The organism is Cyanobium sp. ATX 6E8 (assembly GCF_024346335.1).
Taxonomy (GTDB): Bacteria; Cyanobacteriota; Cyanobacteriia; order PCC-6307; family Cyanobiaceae; genus Cyanobium_A.
Map to the genome: position 1 here is coordinate 99,405 of NZ_JAGQCT010000001.1, position 14,566 is coordinate 113,970.

General features: G+C 70.5%; 14 protein-coding genes. 6 read left to right on the forward strand and 8 right to left on the reverse strand.

Annotated features, from left to right (window positions below; all coding sequences use genetic code 11):
* Positions 1 to 138: 138 nt before the first annotated feature.
* The 5 genes from KBY70_RS00575 to KBY70_RS00595 are packed head-to-tail and all read right to left on the reverse strand — an operon-like array spanning position 139 to position 9,776.
* The gene (locus tag KBY70_RS00575; RefSeq protein WP_094559375.1) at positions 139 to 504 is read right to left on the reverse strand and encodes a phosphomannose isomerase type II C-terminal cupin domain; all 366 of its coding nucleotides are present in this window, start codon (positions 502 to 504) and stop codon (positions 139 to 141) included.
* Complete coding sequence (locus KBY70_RS00580) at positions 501 to 2,102, reverse strand: ATP-dependent RecD-like DNA helicase (protein WP_254986988.1); 1,602 nt, start codon at positions 2,100 to 2,102, stop codon at positions 501 to 503. Before KBY70_RS00580 ends, KBY70_RS00575 begins: the two co-directional genes overlap by 4 nt.
* Positions 2,099 to 5,848 carry a UvrD-helicase domain-containing protein gene (locus tag KBY70_RS00585; protein WP_254986989.1) on the reverse strand — a complete coding sequence of 1,250 codons (3,750 nt, stop codon included), beginning with the start codon at positions 5,846 to 5,848 and terminating at the stop codon, positions 2,099 to 2,101. Before KBY70_RS00585 ends, KBY70_RS00580 begins: the two co-directional genes overlap by 4 nt.
* The gene (locus KBY70_RS00590; RefSeq protein ID WP_254986990.1) at positions 5,845 to 9,093 is read right to left on the reverse strand and encodes an exodeoxyribonuclease V subunit gamma; all 3,249 of its coding nucleotides are present in this window, start codon (positions 9,091 to 9,093) and stop codon (positions 5,845 to 5,847) included. The genes KBY70_RS00585 and KBY70_RS00590 overlap by 4 nt, the downstream gene beginning before the upstream one ends.
* A gap of 23 nt (positions 9,094 to 9,116) precedes the next feature.
* Positions 9,117 to 9,776: a metallophosphoesterase gene (locus tag KBY70_RS00595; protein ID WP_254986991.1), complete on the reverse strand. Its 660-nt coding sequence runs from the start codon at positions 9,774 to 9,776 to the stop codon at positions 9,117 to 9,119.
* Between the two features lie 125 nt (positions 9,777 to 9,901).
* On the opposite strand from KBY70_RS00595, the gene KBY70_RS00600 reads away from it, so the two are divergent.
* The gene (locus KBY70_RS00600) at positions 9,902 to 10,225 is read left to right on the forward strand and encodes a hypothetical protein (RefSeq protein WP_254986992.1); all 324 of its coding nucleotides are present in this window, start codon (positions 9,902 to 9,904) and stop codon (positions 10,223 to 10,225) included.
* Here KBY70_RS00600 and KBY70_RS00605 read toward each other — a convergent pair.
* The gene (locus tag KBY70_RS00605) at positions 10,222 to 10,542 is read right to left on the reverse strand and encodes an MgPME-cyclase complex family protein (RefSeq protein WP_254986993.1); all 321 of its coding nucleotides are present in this window, start codon (positions 10,540 to 10,542) and stop codon (positions 10,222 to 10,224) included. The genes KBY70_RS00600 and KBY70_RS00605 overlap by 4 nt on opposite strands.
* On the reverse strand, positions 10,539 to 11,288 hold the full coding sequence (locus tag KBY70_RS00610; protein ID WP_254986994.1) for a pyridoxine 5'-phosphate synthase: 750 nt from the start codon (positions 11,286 to 11,288) through the stop codon (positions 10,539 to 10,541). The genes KBY70_RS00605 and KBY70_RS00610 overlap by 4 nt, the downstream gene beginning before the upstream one ends.
* Positions 11,289 to 11,427: 139 nt before the next feature.
* Between KBY70_RS00610 and KBY70_RS00615 the strand changes: the two genes are divergently transcribed.
* The 4 genes from KBY70_RS00615 (at position 11,428) to grxD (ending at position 13,321) form a co-directional block, all read left to right on the forward strand.
* Positions 11,428 to 12,150, forward strand: coding sequence for a lysophospholipid acyltransferase family protein (locus KBY70_RS00615; RefSeq protein ID WP_254986995.1), 723 nt, complete (start codon positions 11,428 to 11,430; stop codon positions 12,148 to 12,150).
* 71 nt (positions 12,151 to 12,221) lie between these two features.
* Complete coding sequence (locus tag KBY70_RS00620) at positions 12,222 to 12,719, forward strand: tetratricopeptide repeat protein (protein WP_254986996.1); 498 nt, start codon at positions 12,222 to 12,224, stop codon at positions 12,717 to 12,719.
* Between the two features lie 40 nt (positions 12,720 to 12,759).
* The gene (locus tag KBY70_RS00625; RefSeq protein ID WP_254986997.1) at positions 12,760 to 12,993 is read left to right on the forward strand and encodes a BolA family protein; all 234 of its coding nucleotides are present in this window, start codon (positions 12,760 to 12,762) and stop codon (positions 12,991 to 12,993) included.
* Between the two features lie 4 nt (positions 12,994 to 12,997).
* On the forward strand, positions 12,998 to 13,321 hold the full coding sequence (gene grxD / locus KBY70_RS00630; RefSeq protein WP_254986998.1) for a Grx4 family monothiol glutaredoxin: 324 nt from the start codon (positions 12,998 to 13,000) through the stop codon (positions 13,319 to 13,321).
* A 31-nt stretch (positions 13,322 to 13,352) separates the two neighbouring features.
* Here grxD and KBY70_RS00635 read toward each other — a convergent pair whose 3' ends face one another.
* Positions 13,353 to 13,619 (reverse strand): DUF6761 family protein, encoded by a 267-nt coding sequence (locus tag KBY70_RS00635; protein ID WP_094559365.1) that lies wholly within the window; start codon positions 13,617 to 13,619, stop codon positions 13,353 to 13,355.
* A gap of 165 nt (positions 13,620 to 13,784) precedes the next feature.
* Between KBY70_RS00635 and KBY70_RS00640 the strand changes: the two genes are divergently transcribed.
* Complete coding sequence (locus tag KBY70_RS00640) at positions 13,785 to 14,558, forward strand: response regulator transcription factor (RefSeq protein ID WP_233128444.1); 774 nt, start codon at positions 13,785 to 13,787, stop codon at positions 14,556 to 14,558.
* Positions 14,559 to 14,566 lie beyond the last annotated feature (8 nt).

Sequence of the window (14,566 nt, forward strand, 5' to 3'; positions counted from 1 at the left end):
AACGATGGGCAGTGGCGGAGCAACAAAACGCTGCACTGCCGAACCCGGTAATCAGTTGCTCTGGCCCGCACCTAACAAAACTGCCCTGCCCTTGAAAAAGGCTGAACCAGAACTTTATCACTCGCAATGGCTCGCCATTCACAGCCGCCCAAAATCGTCGGCCAGTCGTTCGATGTCGGTTTCGCTAAGCCAGGCGCCGCGTTGCACCTCGACGATCTCCAGATCTTCGCTGCCGCCCTGGGCCCGGTGAAGCGCCCCCTGGGGGATGAACACGCTGATTCCTGGCACCGCCGCGATCACAGCGTCGACCACCTGCAGCTCGCCCGTGCCCGCCACCACCACCCAGTGCTCGCAACGGTGCTGGTGGCGCTGCAGGCTCAGCCTCTGGCCGCTGTGGATCAGCAGCCGTTTCACCCGATACTGCTCACCGCTGGCCAAGGTTTCGAACCAGCCCCAGGGGCGCTCCACCCGGCCTTCCGGGTTGTGGGGGTTGGGGTGGATCACGCCATCAGGCTGGCGCTGTCGGACGGGGCCCGCAAGGGGGTGATCAGCTGGGCCTGCCGCCGGGCCCGGGTGATGGCGGTGTAGAGCAGGCGCCGTTGGGGGCGGCCGGTGTCGGGCATCAGCACCCACACCTCATCGGCCTCGCTGCCCTGGGCTTTGTGCACGGTGAGGGCCAGGGCCGGTTCTGCATCGGGCAACTGGGCGGGGTGAATCCAGAGCGGCTGGGGGCTGCCGGGCGTGTTGAACAGCAGCCGGCGCTCCCCACGGGTGACCCCTGGGCCCTCCACCACCAGGCCCACGTCGCCGTTGGCGAGGCCCAGTTCCGTCAGGTTGTGGCGACACAGCACCGGTGTGCCCAGCGGCCAGTGCTGGGGCAAGCGCCCGGTGGCCTCCCCCAGCAGGGCCTGGTGGATCGCCTCCACCCCCCAGCGGCCGCGGCGCAGCGGGGTGAGCACCAGGCAGGCGTCGAGGGCGGCCAACAGGCTGGCCGCCGTGGCGGGATCGTTGGGGTCGTTCTGGCGACAGAGCTGCTCGAGCTGTTGCTGGTGCCGCCGCAGCCGCTCCAGCAGCGTGGCTGGCAGCATCCGCGGCCCCGCCTGGATCCAGGCCAGGTTGGCGTCTGGATCCAGGGGCTCGAGCAGGCCTGTCAGCAGGGGTTCGAGGGGCTGGTCGCCGTCGCGCAGGGCGGCGGCCACGGCGGCGATGGTGCCGTTGTTGCGGTAGGTGGTGCGCAGGGTGATGGCCGCAGGCCCCAGGGCCCGGCGGCGCTCGGGGGCCTGCAGGTCGAGCAGCACGCTGCCGGGGCCCACCGGCGGCAGCTGGGCGGCGTCGCCCACCAGCACCAGCCGGCAGCTGGCCGGCAGGGCGTCGAGCAGGGCCTCCATCAAGGGCAGGTCGACCATCGACACCTCATCCACCACCAGCAGGTCGAGGGCCAGGGGGTGGTGGCGATTGCGGCCAAACCGCTCGCCGCGGCTCTCCAGCAGCCGGTGCAGGGTGCTGCAAGGCAGCTGCAGCTCGGCATTGGCCAGGGCGGCCCGCAGCCGGGCGGCGGCCTTGCCGGTGGGAGCGGCCAGGTGGATGCGGCTGCCGGGTTGCTGGGCCTGCACCGCCGCCAGCATGCGGGCCACGGTGCTGGTTTTGCCGGTGCCGGGGCCGCCCTCGAGCAGCACCAGCCCATGCCGCAGCACCGCCGCTACGGCCCGTTGTTGGTCGGCATCGAGCCCGCTGCTGTCCTCGATCTCGACGGCGGGCGCTGGTGTGGCTGAATCGAGCGGCCGTTGGGCCCGGTTGATCAGGGCCTGAAGCACGCCCTCGCGCTGGCGCTGCCAGCGCCGCCACAGCAGCCGATCGCCCTCCAGGGCCAGGGGGCCATTGGGCTCGGCGCTGAGCGGTGAGGCCTCCAGGGCCTGGCGATGCTCCGGGCTGGGCACGGCGATCTCCAGCTGGCCCTCCGCCAGGGCTGCAGCCAGGGCCTCGATCAGCTCGCCCACGAGGGGATCGGGGCTGGTGGCGTGCAGCCGCGGCAAGGCTTCGCTCAGGGCTGCGGCCAGGGCCTGCAGCCACGCGGGTTGATCGGCAACGGGGCTGGTGCTCATGGCGTGCCCCCGAGGGCCCGGTCGAGCTGCAGCAACCGCGCCAGCGGCGGTTGCTCCACAAACATGCCGGGCACGTCGCCGCCCGTTGCGGTTGGCGGCCGTGGGCCGGGCACCCCCCGCAGGAACACATAGACGTAGCCGCCCAGGTGCTGGTCGGGGCGGTAGCCGGGCAGGCGCCAGCGCAGGTAGCGGTGCAGGGCCACCAGATACAGGTGGGCCTGCAGCGGGTAGTGGTTGGCGGCCATCAGCGCGGCCATTGCTGGCGAGGTGTAGTGCCGCGGACCGCAGTGCAGCGGTTGGCCCTGGGCGTCGCGCTCGCCCAGCCAGTTGCTCTTCCAGTCGGCCACCCACCAGCGCTCACCGTGGCGGAACACCAGGTCGATCGAGCCGGTGAGGAAGCCCTGGCTGGCCACGTCCAGCTGGGCCAGCTGCTCGGCGTAGGCCGTCCCAAACCAACCTTCGGGGTGGTCGGCAAATGGACGCGCCAGGGCCCGGGCCCGCACCAGGCTCAGCGGCAGATCGAAATTCATCTCGTTGAGGCGATCGCCGTGCTCCAGCTCGGCCAGCTGAAAGCTCCCCAGGGCGCCCCCCAGGGGGGTCTGCCGCAGTTGCTCCAACCCCAGCACCGCCGCCGCGCCGTGCTGCTCGGCGATGCCGGCCCGCTGCAGTTCCCGGGCACAGAGCTCCGCCTGGGCCGCCACGGGTTGGCGGTAGTCGAGCTGCTCGAGGATGCGGTGCAGGCAATCGCCCGCTTGGGCCCCCCGGGGAAACGCCGCCAATGGCCCGTCGTCTGGCCAGGGCTGCGGCGCCTCGCCGCCGGGCTCGGCTGAGGCGTCGAGTTCGGCCACCAGGGCATCGGTTTCGCGGCCCTCCTCCAGCGCCGTGGGAGCAGCGCTGTGGCTGCCCTGGGTCCAGCTGGTGTAGCTGCTGCGGCCCCAGGTGGTGTCGAAGGGGGCGCGGGGCACGGGCCCCCGCGCCAAGGGCGCGTTGCTGCTGTCGTGGCAGGCCAGCAGCCGGATGCGTTCGCCGGGGGTGGGGGGATCCAGCAGGGTGAGGGGCAGGCGTCGGCGGCCTAGAGCCTGCTGCAACCGCTCGCGCCAGTCGGCATCGCTGCGGCCTGCGTAGGGGTCGTGATCGGCGGCGGGGGGCTCGTCTTGGTCAAACAGCCAGGGGTGGAGGGGGTTGCCCTGCTGCCCCTGGGCCGGCCCCCAGGCCAGCACCAGCAGCAGCCGCGCTCGGGTGGCGGCCACGTAGGCGAGGCGTTCCCGCTCCTGCAGCTCAGCCTGCAACTGATGCTGCCGGGCGGCAAACCCAGCCCGCCAGTGGCCGTTGAGATGCAGATCGAGCACGGGATCGCTGCCGCCGGGCTGCCAGCGCACGCCGATCCGCTGGGGCCCGCGGCCGTCTCCCGGGGCTTGCCAGAGGTAGGGGCAGATCACCACCGGGTATTCCAGGCCCTTGCTGCGGTGCACCGTCACCACCGACACCGCCGCATCGACCACGTCGCTGTGGGGCTGGTGGGCTTCGGGTACGTCCCGGTCGGGCTCGAGCCGCCGGCGCCGTAGCCAGTCGGCCGCTGCCGCCGGCCCCAGCTTGTCGGCGTGGAGGCGCTCCGCCACCAACGCGGCGCACTGCTGCAGATCGGCCAGCAACCGCCCCCCCAGGGAGAGCCGGGCCAAGCCCCGCTGCTCCAGCAGGCTGGCCAGCACCCCGAGCAGTCCGCGGCGCGGCAGCTGCTGGGCCAGCTGGGCCAGGCGCGCCGCCAGGGTGCTCCAGTCCTCCGGGCTGGCGCCGGCGATCTGCGCGGCGCTCCAACCCAGCAGGGGGGAGGCGGCCAGCAGCCGTAGCCGGTTGGCCCGGCCCGGCTCGGCCAGGGCATCCAGCAGCCGCTGCAGCGCCGTGGCCCCGGCGCTGTCCAGCACATCCCCCTGGCTCACCAGGCGGCTGGCGATGCCGCAGGCCTCCAGCTCGCCGCGCAGGGTTTCGGCCTGGCGGTGGGTGCTGACCAGCAGGCAGATGTCGTTCGGGTTCAGGGGGCGGCTGCCGTTGGGACGCTGCTCGACCAGCCCCCGGTTGAGCAGCGCGGCTGTGAAGCTGGCGATCTGGCCGGGGAGTTGCCGCTCTAGGGCGCTGCGGCTCGGCGGTTTCTGGCCGGCCTGACGCTTCCAGCCCAGCCAGAGCAACTGCAGGGGGTGCTGGCCCGCGGGCAGCACCAGGCCGGCGTCCCCCATCCGGGGATGCACCTGCGGCACCGCCAGGCCGCTGCGGCGCAGGCCCGGGTGCATCAGGGCATTCAGCCCGCTGATCAGGGCTTCGCTGGAGCGGTAGTTGTCGGTGAGGCTGCTGATTCCGCCGGCCTGGCTTGCCGTGGCCCGGGCGCGCAGGTAGGTGGCCAGCTCGCCGCCTCGGAAGCGGTAGATCGCCTGCTTGGGATCGCCCACCATCACCAGCCGGTGCCGTTCGGGCTGAAACGCCCGCGACAGGATCCGCCACTGGATCGGGTCGGTGTCCTGAAATTCATCGATCAGGGCCACCGCATAGCGGTCTCCCACCGCCTGAAGCAGCGGTGTGCTGGCCAGGTCCCCCGGGTCGAGACCCTCCAGCAGCTGGGCGAAGCCGAGGCGTCCGCTCTGGCGGCGGCGACGGTTGAGTTCGCCCCGGCCCCAGTGGCAGGCGTGCAGCAGCAGGGCCTCCGCCGGCCCATCCAGCAGCTGGGCGATCGCCTCCAGCAGGGGGCGCTCCGGCAGGGATGGCTCCGGGCCCTCGCTGCTGCTGTCCAGGCCCCGGGCCAGCTTGAGGAAGCTGCCTGGATGGAAGTAGTCGCGCAGCAACCCCCAGGCTCCGCCGCTGCGGCCCGCCGTGGCGCCGTAGTCGCCGCCGGGGGGCTGGGCGGCAATCCAGGCCTCCACCAGGGCGCAGCGGTCCTTGGTGGGTTTGGGGCTGTAGGGGGTGGTGGTTTTGACGCCCTGCCCGCGCCACTGGGCGGCCGCCGCGCAGAACGCCGCCTCCAGGGTCCGACCGCGTTCGGACCAGAGCTGTTGAAACCCACCCCAGGCCTCCGCCCAGAGGGCCGTGAGCTGGGGGGCCAGGGGGGCATCGGCCTGCAGCGGGGGCGGCAGGGGGTCGAGTTGCAGGGCCGGATCGCCATCGAGCTGGCGCAGCAGCTGCTCCAGCAGCTCGGGGCCCTGGACCCGCTGCTGCAGCCCCGCCAGCAGGTGGCTGTCCAGGGGCAGCACCTGCCGCTGCCAGTAGTCGTGGGCCACCTGCCGCACCAGGGTGTTCTGGTCGTCTTCGAGTTGCAGCTCGGGGGGAAGCCCGGCCTCCAGGGCCTGGCGCTGCAGGGTGCGGCGGCAGAAGCCGTGGATGGTGGTGATATCGGCGGCATCGAGCTCCTCGAGGGCCAGCAGCAGCCGGGCCCGCAGGCTGTCGGCCCGGGGCCGCTGCCGCTCCAGCCAGGTGGCCAGGGTGGGATCGGGTGCTTCCCAGGCCGGATCCTCCAGGCCAGAGAGGGCCAGCTGCAGCCGCTGGCCGATGCGATCGCGCAACTCGGCGGCGGCGGCTTCGGTGAAGGTCACCACCAGGAGCTGGCGCAGGCCCAGCTCCGCCTCGCCCACGTAGCGCAGCACCAGCTGGGCCAGGGCAAAGGTTTTGCCGGTGCCGGCGCTGGCTTCCAGCAGCCGGATGCCGGGCTCCAGGGGAAAGCCATTGGCCTCAAAAGGCTGCTCGCGCTTGGGGGTGTGCGTCATGCCAGCCGCTCCCGCAGCGGGCCCAGCAACACCGCCGCCTGCTCGGCCACCAGGCCGCTGGCCAGTAGGGCGCTGCCGCTGAGGTCGGCGCCGAAGCAGAGCGTCTGCTCGGGCTCCTGGCGTTCGCCGGGCACCAGCGCATTGCCCTCCCAGGTGTCGATTGCCCGCCCTTCCCCCTTCTCCAGCAGCATCCAGCCCGTTTCCGGGGGCACCGGCCAGCAGCGCTGGCGCCAGTGCTCGCGCAGGTCCGCCAGGCGCTCCAGCTCCGCTCGGGCGGTGTCGCGATCCGGGGCCTTCAGGCGCAGGGCCACGCTGAACTCCTGGTCACTGCGGGCCACCAGAACCCCGTCAGCCGGGGCCTGGTCGGCGGCTGAGGCCAGCAGCAGGGCCAGCCACAGCTCCAGCCGCTGGCGGTAGCGGGCCCGGGCCGTGTGCAGCAGCAGCAGCGAGGAGCCCCGCCACAGCAACTCCTGCTGCCAGGTCTGCCAGGTGGCCAGCAGGCGGCGCTCAGGCCCCAGGGTCGCGAGGCTCTCCTGCAGGCTGCGCCAGCGCTGGCTGAGGCCGCGGGCTTCCAGCTCCCCGGCCGCCAGGGGCGGCAGCAGGCCCTGACCCCGGTGGCGCTCCAACCAGCTGCCCGGCTCCTCCAGGGGTGCGCCTGCCGGTTGGTCGAGGGCCTGGCGCAGCAGCGCCGCCCGATGGCGTTCGTCGAGGCTGAGGGGCTCGAGATCGTCGAGGCTGTCGGCCCATTCCCGCGGCCGCAGCCCCAGGCTCGCCAGCCAGCTGGCCTGGGGGGCTTGCAGCCAGTCGCGCAGGTCGCTGTAGGCGTCAGCCTCCTCGTCGGGTGTGTCGCCAGGGGCAACGCTCGCGGCGAGGGGGCAGGGTGCCTGCAGCGTGCCGCCCCCCGGTTGATCGAGCTGTTGATCGAGCAGTTGCCGGGCCTCCAGCAGGCGCCGGTCGCAGCTGCCGGGCGGCCGCTCGCCGATGGGCTGGAAATTGGCCCGGTCGAGCGGGTTGGCGGGGTGCTCCACCACCAGCCCCTGGCCCTGGCAGGGCAGTTGCCCCTGCAGCCATTCGAGCCACTGACGCACCGGTGTGGCCGGCGGCAGCTCCTCCCCCTTGCGCGGGTCGCGGCTGCTCCAGGTCACCAGCAGGTGGTCGCGGGCCGAGAGCAGGGCCTCCAGCAGCACGTAGCGGTCCTGGTCGGCCGGGTTGGGGTCGCCCAGCTGCCGCTGCTGCTCCAGCAGGTGGAAGCCGGGCCGCTGGCGTTGGCGCGGGTAGGCGCCCGCATCCAGCCCCATCAACACCACCACCCGGTGGGGAATGGTTCGCATCGGCTCCAGGGCGCTGATGGTGAGGGCGCCGCTGCGGTGACCGAAGCGGCCCGAATCGGCCGCCAGCCGTTCATCGAGCACGGCCGCCACCACCGGTGCGGCGAGCTCCAGCGCGCAGCCGGCGGCGGCCTGCTGCCAGGCGTCGATGGCGGCCAGCACCAGGGGCAGCTCCCAGGCCTGATCGCCGCCCTCACCAAACAGGTCGGTGAGCAGGGCCCGCAGGCAGCTGGCCCAGGCCTCGCAGCGCCGCGGCCGCCGCAGCTCCATGAGCCAGTGGCGCAGCCGGGTGAGCAGGTGCAGCCAGCGGCCCAACAGCTCCAGCCCTTCGCCGCAGGCCAGGGGGGCGGTGTCGGCTGGGGCCAGGCCGGACTCCTCGGGCAGCACCAGCCCCAGCAGCAACCGGTCGATGGCCCAGGCCAGGCTGCCGCTGGCCAGCCCGCCGCGCTCTTCGGCATCGAGGCCCCAGCGGAAGCCGCAGCGCTGCAGCAGCGGATGCAGGGCCGCCATCTCGGCGCCGCTGAGCTGGAAGTGCTCCTGCAACGCCGGACTCTCCAGCAGGGTTTCCAGCGCCGAGGCGGTGAACCGCTCCCCCGCCAGCGCCAGCAGCTCCAGCAGGCTGCGGCTGAGGCTCGCCTCGCTCTGCTGGCTGCGGTCGGTGAGTCGCCACGGCAGGTCCACCCCGGTGGCCTCGCTGTCGCCAAATACAGCCGCCACCAGCGGCGCCAGGCCATCCACCTGGGGGGTCATCACCAGCACATCCCGGGGTTGGAGCGTGGCGTCGGCCGCCATCAGCTGCAGGATCCGGTCGCGCACGATCTGCACCTGGCGCAGGGGGCCGGGGCAGCGATGGAACTCCAGGGAGCGATCTCCTGTGGCCCGCTGCAGCCGGGGTTGTTCAGCCGGATCCGCCAATTGTTGCTGCAGCTGATGCAGCAGGGGCGCCGGCTCCGGGCCGCCATGGGCCGCGGCGGGCGCGAAAAATAGGTCCTTTTCCGCCCACTGCCCCTGGTGGCTCTCGCCGCTGCCCTCGAGCAACTGCTGGAATTCGCCGCCCAGTCGGCCAAAGCGGGCTTCCAGTCCCGAGGCCTGCAGCAGCCAGTCGCCATCGAGGGGCTGGCGCAGGGCGATGGCGTCGCTGAGCAGCTGACGGCGGCTGGTGCAGCGCTGCCATAGATCGCGGCACGGGGTGAGCAGATACAGGTCCACCTGGGTGTGCAGGCCCAGGGCCTGGAGCAGCTCCACCTGGATCGGCGCCAGGCTGCTGAGCCCAAACAGGCGCAAGGGGTCGGGCAGGCTTCCCGCTGGTGGTGGTCCCTGCTGCAGTTGGGTGATGGCGTCGCGCACCCGCAGGCCAAAGGGCTTCACCTCCAGTCGCTCGCGCAACAACGTCACCAGTCGCCGTTGCCAGGCCTGCTCGGGGGGCAGGGGAGGGCGCTCCTCCCCGTGCCACCAGGCCGCCAGCAGGTCGGGCCGATAGAGGGCCGCGTCGTCGAGGGCATCGGCGATGCTGCGGCCCAGCTGCCACTGGGCCAGGTTCAGGTGCTGGCTGCTGCCCTGGCGGCGGCTCCACCAGTGGCGCAGGGCCTCGGCCTCGGGCTGCTCGAGCAACTCGGGCAGCAGCTCCAACACGGGCCACACCAGTTGGTTGGCGCGCCAGGGATCCTCGTCGCCGGGGGCATCGCCCAGCACGGCATTGACGATCTGGCGCAGCTGGCTGCCCGGAAACGGGTAGCGGATGTTGGCGGCGATCCCCCCCAGGTGCACGGCCAGTTGTTCGCCCAGCCAGCGGCTGGTGGGCCAGGTGTTGACCACCACCTGCACCGACGCGAAGGGGTCTGGCGGGTTCAGCCGCAGCTGGGCAGCCAGCAGTTCGGCCAGGTGTTCAGCCCGGTTGCCCCGGAAAACGGTGAGCAAGGATTGGGCTCAGCGGGGGGGCATCAGGGCAGACAGCCCGCCAGCTGCTTGCTGAAGGGCGTGAGCCTGCGGTCGCGCAGGCCTGGCACAGCATGGATGGCGCCGGTTTCGGGGCAGTAGGCGGAGAGTTCGCCGCCGTAGCAGGCGCCGGTGTCGACCATCACGATCTGCCCGAGGCGCCGCACCTGGGGGCCGGGGGTGTGGCCGATCACCACCTCGCCGAAGCGGCCGTCATAGGACTGCCAGAAGGGCATGCGGATGCTTAGATCCGGCTCCCAGGTGGCGGGATCGAAGCCGGCGTGGGTGGCCACCCAGCCAGGGCCGCCGTAGCTGCAGGGGAGCTGCTCCAGGCGTTCCTGCCAGAGACGGGTGTGGCGATCGCCGAGCTGGCGATAGGTGTCGCAGCCGGCCAGGGCCCGGTGGGCCATCCAGTTGCCCTGACGTAGGGCTTCCACCAGATCGGCCTCATGGTTGCCCTTGAGCCACACGGCCCGGCCGGAGTCCACCAGACCCCAGGCCAGCTCCATGGTGCGGCGGATCTGGGGGCCGCGGTTGATCACATCGCCGCACAGCACCAGCCGGTCGCGGGCCGGCAGCTTGGCCACCAACCGTTCCAGGGAGTCAGCACAGCCATGGACGTCCCCGATCACCCAGTGGTGGCAGGTCCGTGAGGGGGACGTCATCAGTCCATCGCGTTATGCCCAGTCTTGCCTCCCCACCCGCTTCTTGTCAGCCCCCCCCAACCGGCCACCCACCGGCCACCTACCGATCAACGCTGGTACGGTCGCTCCAGCGAGGTGTCCAGCCGATGAACCCAGCGTCCTTATCGGTGGGGCAGCGGGTGAATGCCCTGGTCAAGGCCCTGAACGGGGCCAAGCGCACCAACGAAGCCCTGGCGCGGTGCAGCAACGGCGAGGAGATGCTCGATGTGTTGCTCGATGCCTCCGCCAAGCTCGGCCTGGGCCTCACCCGCCAGCAACTGGCCAACACCCCGCCAATCCGCGACTGGGTGTGGTGGAAGAACAAGGAAGCCCTGCTCACCATTGGCGACGACAAACCCCGCTACCAGCAGGACGGCGGTCGAGGGGCCACCGATGACGCGCCGCGCAAACGCTTCCTGGGGCTCTTTTAGGCCGCGCTGGCCAGTGCGTCGGGGATAGAGGCGCTGGGGGCTTCAAAGCGACCGGTGGCCACAAATTCGAGCCGCAGCTTGAGGAAGGTGATGAATTTCTCATCGGTGGACACCACCGCCGCTGCCGGCCGCGGGATGGCGCTGGCAATCGGTTCCAGTTCAGGGGCCTCCAGGAAAGCCGGCCGTTTCACCAGCCAGAAATCAATGGCCTTGCCCTGCTCGCCGTAATGGCGCACCCGCTCCCGCAGCACCTCCTCGAGCGGCTCCTCGACGGTGAGGAACGCTTCGCTGGCGGCGATGAAGTGGTGGGTGGTCATGGCTGGCGGCTGCCGAACAGGGGGTCGCGGCGCGGATTCTGAATCAACGCCTTCATCTGCCGCACCGCCGCCTCCAATCCCACCGCCAGGGCCCGGGCCACGATCGTGTGGCCGATGTTCAGCTCCTCCATCCCCTCGATCGCTGCCACCGGCTCCACATTCTGATACGTGAGGCCGTGGCCGGCGTTGACGCGCAGACCCAGGCTGCGGGCGATGAAGCTGCCCTCGCTCAGCCGGGCCAGCTCGCGCGGCTGGGTGTCCCAACTGGCTTCGGCGTAGGTGCCGGTGTGCAGTTCCACCCAGCGGGCGCCGGTGGCGCGGCAGGCCTCGAGCTGGGCGGTGTCGGCATCCACAAACAGGCTTACGCCGATGCCGGCTCCCTGTAGCCGGCCTATCAGTTCGGTGAGGGCCCCTTGTTGGCCGGCCACATCCAGACCGCCCTCGGTGGTCACCTCCTGGCGCTTCTCCGGCACCAGGGTCACCATGTCGGGCTTGATCCGCAGGGCGATCGCCTCCATCTCTGCTGTGGCGGCCATCTCCAGGTTGAGGCGGCTGCGCACGGTCTGGCGCAGCAGCTCCACGTCGCGGTCTTGGATGTGGCGGCGGTCTTCGCGCAGGTGCACGGTGATGCCATCGGCGCCGCCCAGCTCGGCCAGCAGGGCAAAGCTCACCGGATCGGGCTCCACCGTGCGGCGGGCCTGGCGCACATTGGCGATGTGGTCGATGTTGACGCCGAGGCTTGCCATGGCTGAGGGATTGGGTAAGCGGGAAGACTGAGCCGAAATCCTATGGAGGGCCCACGGCCGGTGGTCCCTGGACGCCGGCCTAACTGCCCGCAGCTAAGCCGGGGTGGCAACCGCTGCCCTTAGCGTCAAAGTTCCCTCCTTGACGTGGTTGTTGGCGGCGCAATCGGCCCCTTCTGTTTCTCTCCACCAGGTGCGGGAACGGGGGCTCTGCAACGGCATCAGCCCCTGGCTGTCGCCGCTGGCCATGGTGGCCAGCCAGGACATCGCCCTGGGCCTGTTTTTTCGCGGCATTCAGGTGCTGGGCCGGGAGCATCTGCCGACCTCCGGGCCCGTGCTGCTGGCTCCCACCCATCGGGCCCGCTGGGATGCCTTCTTGCTGCCCCATGCCGCCGGCCGCCGCGTCACCGGCCGGGATTGCCGCTTCATGGTCACCGTGGATGAGATGCGCGGCCTGCAGGGCTGGTTCTTGCATCGTCTGGGCTGCTTTCCGGTGAACCAGACCCGTCCCTCTATGGCCAGCCTGCGCTACGCCGTCGACCTGCTTGCCGGCGGGCAGCAGCTGGTGGTGTTTCCTGAGGGCCGTATCCAACGGGAACCCTCGCCCCTGCGCCTGCACCAGGGCCTGGCCCGCCTGGCCCTGCTGGCGGCGGGCCAGGGGGTGGTGGTGCCGGTGGTGCCGGTGGGCATTGCCTACAGCCACAGCCTGCCCCGATGGCGTGACCGGGCAGCACTTTGCTTCGGCCCACCGCTCACCCTGGAGGGTCAGGGACGGGAGGCGGCGATCGCCTTCACCGATCACCTCACCACTGCGTTGCAGCAGGCCGAAACCCAAGCGCGGGGTCGAGTTGGTCTCGCGCTCTAGAGTTTTTGGGTCTGTGTTAACTGGTTGTGCGTAGGCCGTCCCGCCTGATCTGCGGTTCCTTTTTGGCTGTAATGGCCCTTGTCGCTCCCCTGGTGCCGGTGGGAGTGCAGGCCCAGCAAGAGCCCCAGAAGGCCCTGGAGTCATCGGGCAGTCCGTTCAATTTGGACGCGGTGCGCTCCCTGCTAGCCCGGGGTGATGCCGCCGCCGCCAGCGGCAACCTGGCCGAAGCGCGCAAGCTCTACGACCAGGCCCGCGACGCCTGCCGCCGTCTGCTGGGCTTCTACCGCGACCTGAGTGGCTCCTTCCGGGGCCTGGACGCCCGCATACCCCGGGAGATGGATCAGAAGGGCCGCGAGGCCCTGGAAACCATGGCCCAGGCCAACCTGCGCCTGGCAGCTGTGTTCCGTCGTCAGAACCAGCCTGAAGTGGCTGTGCCGCTGCTGGTGGAAGTGGTGAAGGTGATGACCCCGGCCAATCCGGAGGGCCGCAAGGCCTATCAAAACCTGGTAGAAATCGGCTTTGCCTCCACCCCCTACACCGCCGGTGCCGCGGTGACACCGGGCAACTGAGGCCTTTAGATTTCCGGTCGTTCGCTGCAACACTGGCTCGATGGTGCATCCCGATCAGGTGAAAGACGCCATCACCCAGGCCCTTCCCGACGCCTGCGTGGACGTGGAGGACCTGACCGGGGGGGGTGACCACCTCCAAGTGACGGTTGTGTCGTCGGCGTTCAATGGCCTCACCCGGGTGAAGCAGCACCAACTGGTCTACGGCGCCCTGCGCCAGGAATTGGCCAGCGAAGCGATCCACGCCCTGGCCCTTCAAACCTCCACTCCCGCCTGAGTCCATGGACGCCACCACCCGCCAACGCATCGAGGAGCTGCTGGCCAGCAGTCCTGTTTTCGTGTTTATGAAGGGCAATAAGTTGATGCCCCAGTGCGGCTTCTCCAACAACGTCGTGCAGATCCTGCATGCAGCCGGCGTGCCGTTTGAAACCTTCGACGTGCTCTCCGACGGGGACATCCGTCAGGGCATCAAGGAGTTTTCCGAGTGGCCCACGATTCCCCAGGTGTATGTCAAAGGGGAATTCATCGGCGGCTCCGACATCCTGATCGAGATGTACAACTCGGGCGAGTTGCGCGAAAAGCTCGAGATCGCCCTGGCCAGTTGAGCAGTGCCGGAGCTCAGCTCGCTGCTGTTGATCAGTAGCGGCCCGATTCGTAGAGGCTGCGGGGATCGCCATCCGGTCCAACGAAGCTGGAGGGATCCTGGATCCAGCGGTCGATCAGCTCCTCAAGCCGACGCTGGGTGAGGGAATCCAATACGGCAGTGCGCCGCAGGGCGTGCAGATAGCCATCGGCGTAGAGACGCAGTTCCGCTGGACTGTGGAAACGATGGGCCAGTTCCTGGCAGGCATCGCACAGCGATTGGAAGTGGCGGATGGCTTCGGGGTGCTGGAGCGCGGTCATGGGGTCATCAACCCTCTAACCATTCTGGCCCTTGAGGCCAGGGGGTGTGATCGGAAGAACAACCGCATCGCCTGATACGTGGCTCTCTTGGCCGGCACGGTTAGCCTTGGGGCCATTAACAACTGTCACCCCATCAGCTCAACCCCTTCGCCACCGCCATCCAGCCTGTCAACGAGCCAGCCAGCCAGCCCCAAGGCGCCCCAGTCTGGAACGCAGCCCCATCGGGTGCTGGTGGTTGATCCGCACGCCACCTTGCGCACGGTGCTGGCACAACGCTTGCGGCAGGACGGCCTCCTGGCGGCGGCCGTGGCCACCGCCCGCGAAGCCCTGGAGGTGTGCCAGGACCAATCACCCGATCTGCTGATCAGCGCCGAACTGTTGGATGAGAGCTCGGCCCTGCGCTTGGCGGCCCAGCTGCGCTGCCCGGTGATGGTGCTCACCGCCCGCACTGGCTCCGAGCCGGTGGTGACCCTGCTCGATGCCGGCGCCGACGACGTGCTGCGCAAGCCCTTTGGCCTCGAGGAGCTGGCGGCCCGCTGCCGCACCCTGCTGCGCCGCAGCGGCACGGGGTTGCAGGAGCGGGTCTGCGTCGGGCCGCTGGAGGTGCGTGTGTTGTTGCGCCAGGTGACCCTGCGTGACCAGCCAGTGGAGCTGAGCCCTCGGGAATTTGCCCTGCTCTGCGCCCTGTTGATGCCGCCAGGGGTGGTGCGCAGCCGTCAGGAGCTGTTGCGGATGGCGTGGCCGCCGTTCAGCGGTGGGCCCCGTTCGGTCGACACCCAGGTGCTGACCCTGCGCCGCAAGCTTGAGCAGGCTGGCTTGGGTGAGGGCGGCGGCATCGAAACGATGCGCCAGCAGGGATATCGCTTCAGTCTTGAAACCCTGCCCGAGCCTGCTGCCGAAGAAGAGCCGGCCCGCCAGCCGCTCAACAGCGTGGTCTGATCGGCCGC

Excerpts from the sequence above, each read along its gene's own strand:
- grxD (WP_254986998.1), top strand. The coding sequence starts at position 12,998 with ATGGACGCCACCACCCGCCAACGCATCGAGGAGCTGCTGGCCAGCAGT.
- KBY70_RS00600 (WP_254986992.1), top strand. The coding sequence starts at position 9,902 with ATGAACCCAGCGTCCTTATCGGTGGGGCAGCGGGTGAATGCCCTGGTC.
- KBY70_RS00620 (WP_254986996.1), top strand. The coding sequence starts at position 12,222 with ATGGCCCTTGTCGCTCCCCTGGTGCCGGTGGGAGTGCAGGCCCAGCAA.
- KBY70_RS00585 (WP_254986989.1), bottom strand. The coding sequence starts at position 5,848 with ATGACGCACACCCCCAAGCGCGAGCAGCCTTTTGAGGCCAATGGCTTT.
- KBY70_RS00605 (WP_254986993.1), bottom strand. The coding sequence starts at position 10,542 with ATGACCACCCACCACTTCATCGCCGCCAGCGAAGCGTTCCTCACCGTC.
- KBY70_RS00625 (WP_254986997.1), top strand. The coding sequence starts at position 12,760 with ATGGTGCATCCCGATCAGGTGAAAGACGCCATCACCCAGGCCCTTCCC.
- KBY70_RS00635 (WP_094559365.1), bottom strand. The coding sequence starts at position 13,619 with ATGACCGCGCTCCAGCACCCCGAAGCCATCCGCCACTTCCAATCGCTG.
- KBY70_RS00580 (WP_254986988.1), bottom strand. The coding sequence starts at position 2,102 with ATGAGCACCAGCCCCGTTGCCGATCAACCCGCGTGGCTGCAGGCCCTG.
- KBY70_RS00610 (WP_254986994.1), bottom strand. The coding sequence starts at position 11,288 with ATGGCAAGCCTCGGCGTCAACATCGACCACATCGCCAATGTGCGCCAG.
- KBY70_RS00595 (WP_254986991.1), bottom strand. The coding sequence starts at position 9,776 with ATGACGTCCCCCTCACGGACCTGCCACCACTGGGTGATCGGGGACGTC.